We start from the raw sequence: 9,697 nt of genomic DNA on the forward strand, positions 1-9,697 counted from the left end.
ATTCACGGAATAGCATTAATTATGTACAGATGTTGATAAAGAAATTTATTGACCGAGTAATATTTAATCAAAAAACCGATAAGTTTACCGCCATACGATACGGTGTTTGAATTTGATGAACAATAAGTAAATTCGATAAATAATGAAATTTAAAATAATTAATTTATTGATTTTTGGTATTATACTTTTTGAGGGATGTGCAATTTTTCAAAAAGGAAACCTTGATATGGTCCAACTTACCGAAGATTTTATTGAAGGAGATATTTTTGTAGAAAGTATTGATTTTTACGAAAGATTTTTGATAGACAATCCTAATGATGCTGATTTTAATTACAAAATGGGCTTTGCATTATTAAATACGAAAACAAGAGAAAAAGAATCAATAAAATACTTTAAAAAAGCAAAAGAATTTTATAATAAACCTGCTACAAAATCAAAATATGTAGAAAGTTCATTTCAACTTGCAAGAGCCTATCGAGCATCATACCTTTTTATTGCTGCATTAGAAGAACTGTCGCAATTAAGAATGCAAGTCGTAAAAAATGAATATGTTACAACAATAGTTGACAGAGAAACTCTTAAATGTGAACATGGGCAGAAACTTTTCGAAAATAAAATAAATTTTAAAATTACAAGTCTTGGAGATACTATAAATTCTGAATTCCAAGATCATAGCCCGGTAATTTCTGCTGATGAGTCTGTTCTTATTTTTACGTCAAGAAGACCGAACGGTTGGAATGAAGAAATTGATGAAGACGGAAATTATAATGAGGATATTTTTATTTCAGAAAAGCATAACGAGGCTTGGACAAAGCCGGTAAGTATAGGAATGAATATCAATACAAAAAAACACGAAGCTTCAATAGGCTTATCAGTTGACGGTCAAAAACTTTTCATCTACAAAGATGATGATTACGGCAGTATTTATATGAGTACTTTTGAAAAAGGAGAGTGGAGCACCCCTTATAAATTAGGAGAAAACATAAATACAGATGACAGAGAAACTCATGCTTCTCTCTCTGCCGACGGGAAATATCTGTATTTTACAAGCGATCGCCCCGGAGGCTTCGGAGGTCTTGATATTTATGTGTCAGAAAAGTTAAGAAACGGAATCTGGGGACCTGCCAGAAACCTTGGCAATGCTGTTAATACAAAGTATAACGAAGAAGGACCTTTTATACACCCTGATGGTAAAACGCTGTATTTCAGCTCAAAAGGACATGAAAATCTTGGAGGTTACGATATATTTAAATCAACAAAAACAGATTTCGGAACTTGGACAAAAGCGGAAAACATAGGTTATCCGATAAATACCGTTGGGAATGATGTTTTTTATATGCCTACTGCTGACGGACAAAGAGCATACTATTCATCTCAAAAAAATCCGAACCGCAAGGATAATGATTTATACCTTATAACACTTGAGTCTGTAAAAAGAGCTGACCTTACTGTTATGATTGGTGATGTATTTTTAAAGTGCTCAGACGACTTACCCGACATTTCAATAACAATAAAAGACACTGAAACACAAGAATCATATAAAGTAAAGCCTAATCATAAGAATAAGAGATTTATCTTCATTGCCAAATGGGGAAAAACATATAAGATTTCTGTTGATTTAAAAGGAAAAATTATATTTACGGATAAACTTACAATTTCTCCTGATAATGCTCCTAAAAAAATGAAATATAAATCAATCAGGCTTGACCCTGACTCTGATTGTGAATAGCTTTTTAATATCCCATTTCTTCAGGTTGTATTTATTGTAAAATTTAGGTGCAACCTTTTGGTATATACATATCTGTTTTTATATATTTAAACCCAAATTATGTTTTAGAAGTTTGTTCTGAGGTTTGAAAATACAATAAAATATGACATTTTATTATATTAAGCATAGCACCGCTATGCTTAATGTGAAAAATGTAACGAAGTGTTATATTTTGAAGTAGTTTCATACCGTAATAGAATTTCTAATGCATATTTTGGGTTAAATAATATCTCGAAGAACTTTCATTAAAAAAACACTTATGAAGACGAAACTTACTTTTCTTTTTGCAATACTTTTAATTGCATTCTCAGCAAAATCACAATTAACAGTTAATAACGGACATACAGCACAAGAACTGGCAAATATTCTTGCCGGAGAAAATATTACTGCTACAAATGTTTCAATAACAGGAAACACTCAACAATACGGAAGTTTTACTTTTACCGGTAACGGCCTTGATGTTAATTCAGGTGTTATTCTTTCATCCGGAAGTATTTTTGATGCAGCAGGACCAAACAGTAGCGGAGAAACATCAACTGATTTCGGAGGGGCAGGCAATGCCCTGTTAACACAGTTGGCAGGTTCAGAAACGTATGATGCAGTTGTTCTGCAATTTGATTTTGAAGTTCAATCAGATGAAATAGAATTCAACTTTAACTTTTTATCAGAAGAGTATAATGAATTTGTAGGAAGCCCTTATAATGATGTTTTTGCTTTTTATATTTCAGGTCCCGGAATAACGGGAGAAGAAAATCTTGCAATAGTTCCGGGAACAACAGTTCCTGTTTCAATAAATACAATAAATAACGACCTATTTTGGCAATTCTATCACGATAACACAAACGGAAACACAAATATAGAATTTGACGGTTTTACAACTTTGATGACAGCTAAAAAATCAGGTCTTCAATCTTGTCAAACATATACATTAAAATTAATGATTGCCGATGCGGGAGACGGCATATTTGATGCAGGTGTTTTATTACAGGAAAATTCTCTTGTTCAAGCAAATATTTCAGCAAGCTCATCAACCTACAGTAACAACAATACAGCTCTTGAAGGTTGCATCGAAGCCGATTTTACTTTTCAATTAGCCGAAGCCGTTGATTATGATGTTGAAATACCTTTGAATATAGGAGGTTCTGCTATTAACGGAGTTGATTATAAACACATAGACCCTTTAATCATCATACCTGCCGGACAAACAAGTGCTACAATTATTATAGAATCTTATTCCGACGGTATAACGGAAGGGCAAGAAACTATTGAAATAGCATATACACCGGCTCCTTGCCAAGCACAAGAAACCGTCTCATTATTTATTGATGATTTTCAACCGATTGAATTTTCAGCAACAGAAACAGGTGCAAATTGTAACGGTGCAACAGACGGAGAGGTTCTTTTTACAATTACCGGAGGATTTGCTCCGTACACTATAAACCTTACGGATACGGTTACATTAGAAACATCTTCATATACAGCAAACCCTATTGTTGGTTTATCTGCCGGCACTTATTCTGTTGAAATTATCGACAGCTACGGTTGTAAAGCGGAAGATATTGTTTTCGGTGATATTTTTAATGCAGGAACAACATTCTTACCCACAGGAACAGGTGTTACTTACGAAACATCAATTGAAGTTACAGGTTTCGGCACAGGTGAAACTTTGGAAACAATAGACCAATTCAAACAAATTTCTGCAACAATGGAGCATTCTTATGCAAATGACCTGTCAATTACTTTGAGAGCACCAAACGGAACAGAAGTCCTTCTTAAGGCAGAAGGTGACGGACTAATCGGCAGCAACCCTAACAACAGTTGTGATATGGGAGAACCGGTTTCTTCCGGTAGAGTTGACCAATGGAATGCAAATAATATAACTCCCGGTATAGGGTATGAATATGTTTGGAATCTTACCCCGACATATGGTACAATGTCATATCAAGTTGATAATCAGCTTCTGCCTGAACACACATATATCTCAACTTTCGGAAATGAACTAACAGATTTTTATTATCCCTCAGGTTCATATCAACCGGAAGGAAATCTTGCCGATTTTATCGGTACGGAACTTAACGGAACTTGGACAATAATTGTTACCGACTTCTATATTCTTGATAACGGATATATTTTTGAATGGAGTTTAAGTGTAAGTTCTCCCCAGTCTGATTCAATTATTAAAATTACCGAACCTGCATTACCGAATGTTACATCTAATCAAACAGAGCCTGATTGCGGAGTAAGTAACGGGAATATTGATATTGCCGTTACCGGTTTTAATCCTGTGGCATATCTTTGGAACACCGGAGCAACAACACAAGATATTTCAGCAATACCAAGCGGTGCTTATTCAGTTAATATTCAGGGAAATGACGGTTGCGATTATGATTATAATTTTAATCTTTCAAACAACGGCTCTTTGGTCTTAACAGCAACAACCGAAGCCGAAACATGCGTAAATGCCGATGACGGAAGTATTGATTTAACTGTATCAGGAGGAACTCCGAACTTTACTTTTAATTGGGGCAACGGAGCAATAACAGAAGACATCTCACCTCTTATCCCCGGTAATTACACAGTTACGGTTACCGATGCAGGAGGATGTTCCGGAATTAATACTTTTGAAGTTTTGCAAGCAACTCCTATAAGCATTACTGCAAATATTACAAATGAAAATTGCGGAGACAAAGAAGGCATAATTGATATCTCGATTTCAGGAGGTATTGAACCATATACTTTTGTTTGGTCAACAGGAGAAACTTTTGAAGATATTAATGAACTTACACAAGGCGAATATTCGGTTACGGTTACCGATGCAAATTCTTGTACTGCAAATCAAACTTTTACTATTATAAATTATGTCGGAAATTGTATTCCCGATTGTGATTTAGCAATTACAAATGCTATTTTAACTGATGAAAATTGCGGACAAACAAACGGAGCAATTGACCTAACAATATTTACAAGTTTTTCTCCTTATACTGTTTCATGGAATAACGGAGCAACAACCGACGATATAAACTCCTTAACTGCAAACAATTATATAGTTTCAATTGCTGATGCCGAAGGTTGCGAATTATCAGAAACTTATACAATCGTTAACCAAACATCGGGTATTGAAGTTCTTGGTATTGGCGTAATTGATGAAACTTGCGGAAACGGACAAGGAGAAATTAATCTTACTGTTAACGGCGGAGCATTGCCCTATACTTTCAAATGGAGCAACGGAGCAACAACAGAAGATTTAACAAATTTGAGCGAAGGAACATACGATGTAACTGTTACGGATGCAAACGGATGTTCTGTTAATTCTTCGGCAACGGTTACGAATCAAGCCGGAGATTTACATTTAACTTGGGGTAATGCAACTAATGAAATCTGCGGTAATTCAAGCGGAACAATTGACATTCTTATCGAAGGCGGAAATCCTTTCGGCTTTGGATATTATGAGTATTTATGGTCAAACGGAGCAACAACGGAGGATTTGATAAATATTAGCGAAGGTTCTTATTCATGTGTTGTTACCGATGAAGACGGTTGTAAAATTACAACTCCCGCTTATGTAGTTGAAAATGAAGCAGGAACTCTTGCAATTAACAGTATTGACGTAGATAATGAAATTTGCAACAACAACCTCGGAAATATTGAGCTTATTATTTCAGGCGGAACAACGCCTTATAATTTTATCTGGAACACAGGGCAAACAACACAAGATATTTTTAATCTTTCTGCCGGAACATACAATAATACTATCACAGATGCAAGCGGATGTTCTGTTTCAACCGGTAATTTAATAATTATAAATGAAAGCGGAACTCTTGCATTAGGTAATATAGTTCCCGTTGATGAACTATGCAATAATAATTCAGGTGAAATTGACATTACAATTACGGGGGGAACAACACCTTACAACTTCCTTTGGAATACCGGTTCCTCCGATGAAGATTTAAACGGTCTTGATGCCGGAAATTATTCTTGTGAAGTTACCGATGCAAACGGATGTCTTGTATCTTTCAATACAACAATTAATAACGACAACGGAACAATTACCGTATCAAATATTATTATTTCTGATGAAAATTGCGGAAGTGCTGACGGAACTGTTGATATTACGATTTCAGGAGCAGCAAATCCGATTAATTTTGATTGGAATAACGGAGCAACAACCGAAGACATAACAAACCTTTCCGCAGGAACTTATATTTGTATTGTTACTGATGCAATTGGTTGCGAAACTAATGCTAATGCTGTCGTAGATAATAATTCAGGAGATTTGAATCTTATAAATTCAATTGTTACGAATGAACAGTGCGGGACCGGTAACGGTTCAGTTAACCTTGTAATTTCAGGAAGTGCAACTCCCCTAACATTCAGCTGGACTAACGGAGCAACAACAGAAGATATAACAAACCTTTCTACAGGCATTTATTCCTGTACAATTACCGATGCAAACGGATGTTCAATTAATGCAGGTCCGTACAACATTAACAACACATCAACGACAATGTCGGTTACGGCTGTTGATGTTACCGATGAAACTTGCGGTTCAGGAAACGGAGCAATTGATTTAACATTTACCGGGGGAGAAACTCCGATTACTTTTTCTTGGAGCAACGGAGCAAATACGGAAGATATTTCAAATTTATCGGCAGGAATATATAACTACACAATTACGGATAACAGCGGGTGTTCCGTATCGGGCAGTACGGAAGTTATAAATAACACAGGAAATCTTGAAATAACATCATTTACTAAAACAGATGAAATTTGCGGAAATGCTAACGGAGCAATTGATATTACTGTTAACGGTGCTACACCTTTTAACTTTGCGTGGAGCAACGGAGCAACAACAGAAGATATTTCAGCTTTAACAGCCGGAACATATAATGTTACGATTAATGACAATAACGGGTGCGAAATAGTTTCTTCCGACTTTAGTATTCTTAATGATGCCGGAGCATTCACGTTAACAAGTATAAGTGCAATTCCCGAACATTGCGGTGATGCAACGGGTTCAATTAATGCCGAAGTTGCAAACGGAACGGAACCGATAAATTATTTATGGAGCAATTCTGAAATAACACAAGATTTATCAGGTTTACATCAAGGAGTTTATTCTTGCACGGCAAGCGATGCAAATGGCTGCGAATTAAGCTATTTTGTTGTGGTAGAGAATGTTGAAGGAAATGTTAATGTTTCGAACGAAGTGCTTGTAAATGAAACTTGCGGAAACAGTAACGGTTCAATTGACATTACAGTTGCAGGCGGAACAGAACCTTATATTTTTGCATGGAATAACGGAGCAACAACCGAAGACCTTACAAATATTGACGCAGGAAATTATAATTGCGTAATAACTGACAATGAAGGTTGTTCAATAAATTACAGTACAACAGTTGAAGACATAGGCGGAGATTTTGCAATTATTAATACAGAAATTACAAACGAACATTGTGATAACGGACAAGGAGAAATTGACGTAACATTGGTCGGAGGAACTCAAACTTATACTTTTAACTGGGATAACGGAGAAACAACGGAAGATTTAACAGGGCTTTCTGCAGGAACATATAATTTGACTGTTACGGAAGCAACAGGTTGCGAACTTCAAACTTCAGCGGAAATTTTAAATATTTCAAATGCAATCACAATCACAAATGCCGACATAACCGATGAAAGTTGCGGAAATGCAGGCGGAGCAATAAATATAACTTATACGGGAGCAAATGAACCTACCTCATTTTTATGGAGCAACGGCGAAACTACCGAAGATATAAATTCGCTTACAAGCGGAAACTATGAACTTACTATTACAGATTTTTACGGTTGTTCAATAACGAAAAATTACTTTGTCGATAATATCACAAACGGACTTGCTCTGCAAAACATTGATGTAACAGACGAAACTTGCGGAAACCATAACGGTGCAATTGACATTACCTTAACAGGCGGAAATACTCCTTATAATTTTGCATGGAGTAACGGTGCAACCGACGAAGATTTAAATAATATTTCGGAAGGAACTTATACATGCATTATTACTGATAACTCAGGTTGTATAATAAATATCTCGGCAAGTATAATAAATAATGCAAACGGACTTGCAGTTACGCTTAACGAAATAGTTAATGATGAGTGTGCCTCCGGAAATGCAAGTATTAATATAACTCCGACAGGAGGAAACAGTCCGTACACGTTCATTTGGAATAACGGACTAACAAGTGAAGACCTGAATAATATTACGGCAGGAACTTACTTTGTAACGATTACTGATAACACAGGTTGCAACATGACATCCGAAAACTATACCGTAGAAAACACTGAAAATAATGAACTTGCAATAGTTAATATTTATACAGAACCTGATTTTTGCGGTGAAGGTTGGGGGTTAATTGATTATGACGCTGCTGTTTCCGGAAGTTATACTTATGAACTTAACGGCGTTCCGGGTGTTCCGCCTTTTACGGACTTAACATCAGGAGATTATGTTATTTCGCTTATTGACGGATATTGCAGAGTTGATGAAACAGTTACGATTGAAAGTGACGGATTCTTTAGTATTAATATTGACAATGTTCAAAATGAAGTTTGCGGTCAACAAAACGGTTTGATTGAAATAAGTGCCGGCGGCGGTGGCGGCGGAAGTTTCAATTATGCTTGGAGCAACGGTGCAACCACACAAGACATTTATAATTTATCGGCAGGAGATTATTCCTGTGAAATAACGCATGTAAATTCAGGTTGTGTGCAAACTTTATCTCAAACAATCACAAATATTGTTGCATTTACAGCGAGTTCTGAAAAAATTGATGAAACTTGCGGAAATTCTAACGGAGCGATAGATGTAACCCTTAGTCCTGCCGGAACTTATACTTTCGATTGGAGTAACGGAGCAACTTCCGAAGATTTAACAGGCATTTCGGCAGGAACTTATACTTGCACAATTACAGATAATTCTTCTTGTTCTGATGTTATTACAGAAGAAGTTATTGATGACAGTAATAATATTTCTATTTCGGAAAATGTTCAAGATAATATTTGCGGGCAATCTGTAGGAAGCATTGATTTAACAATTTCAGGGGCTCCGCTCGGTTATTCGGTTCTTTGGAATACCGGTAAAACAACTGATTTCTTACATGATATTCCCGGCGGGACTTATACTGTTATTGTTACTGATTTAGAATTTTCGTGTGAAGAATTCAGGTCGTATGATGTAGGTGTAATTCCTTCATATAATGTTAGTGAAATAATAACCAACAGTTCTTGTGAAACTTGTAATGACGGAACAATTGACTTAACTCCCGAACCTGCAGGAACATATACTTTTGATTGGAGCAACGGAGCAAATTCGGAAGACATCAACGGATTGTTACCCGGAGATTATTTCGTTACAGTTTCGGATGAAAACGGTTGCGAATTTGAAGGAAATTATACTGTTGAATTCAGTAATTCTGTGAAAGATATTGAAAACATGATTGTAAATGTTTATCCGAACCCGACAAACGGAATGCTTACAATTGATTATAATTCTGTTAAAGAAAAATCAACAGTCAGAATAGTAAATGTTACAGGAGTTTTGTTATACGAAAATATAATAACAAATGGCAGAGGTTCTGTTGAAATTGATATTTCAAGTTATTCAGCAGGAATTTATTATTTAATGATAGGAAATAAAGAACAACGCAAAACGATTAAGATTTTTAAACAAAGTGAATAACAAAATATAAGGGAGCAAATTTAATGCTCCTTTTTCCTGTTTTCGTCGGTTTTTGAAAAAAGCTCTGTATCCCTTTATTTATAGATTGTGATTTTGGGAATTGGGTGTTGCAAGCTATATTTGTACATGTTTTTAAGAAAATTAAAGAACCGTTCGGGTAGTATTTCTGTTCAAATTATTTCCAAAAGCAGAGGTAAATATAAAGTTGTCAA

The 9,697-nt window shown here is 35.7% G+C and carries 2 protein-coding genes; both read left to right on the forward strand.

Annotated features, from left to right (window positions below; genetic code table 11):
• Positions 1 to 142 precede the first annotated feature (142 nt).
• Entirely contained in the window at positions 143 to 1,729 is a 1,587-nt protein-coding gene (locus L3J35_04490) for a hypothetical protein (GenBank protein MCF6365441.1), read from the forward strand.
• Between the two features lie 298 nt (positions 1,730 to 2,027).
• Positions 2,028 to 9,485, forward strand: coding sequence for a choice-of-anchor L domain-containing protein (locus L3J35_04495; protein MCF6365442.1), 7,458 nt, complete (start codon positions 2,028 to 2,030; stop codon positions 9,483 to 9,485).
• Positions 9,486 to 9,697 lie beyond the last annotated feature (212 nt).

The organism is Bacteroidales bacterium (assembly GCA_021648725.1).
Taxonomy (GTDB): Bacteria; Bacteroidota; Bacteroidia; order Bacteroidales; family JAADGE01; genus JAADGE01.

Excerpts from the sequence above, each read along its gene's own strand:
- L3J35_04490 (MCF6365441.1), top strand. The coding sequence starts at position 143 with ATGAAATTTAAAATAATTAATTTATTGATTTTTGGTATTATACTTTTT.
- L3J35_04495 (MCF6365442.1), top strand. The coding sequence starts at position 2,028 with ATGAAGACGAAACTTACTTTTCTTTTTGCAATACTTTTAATTGCATTC.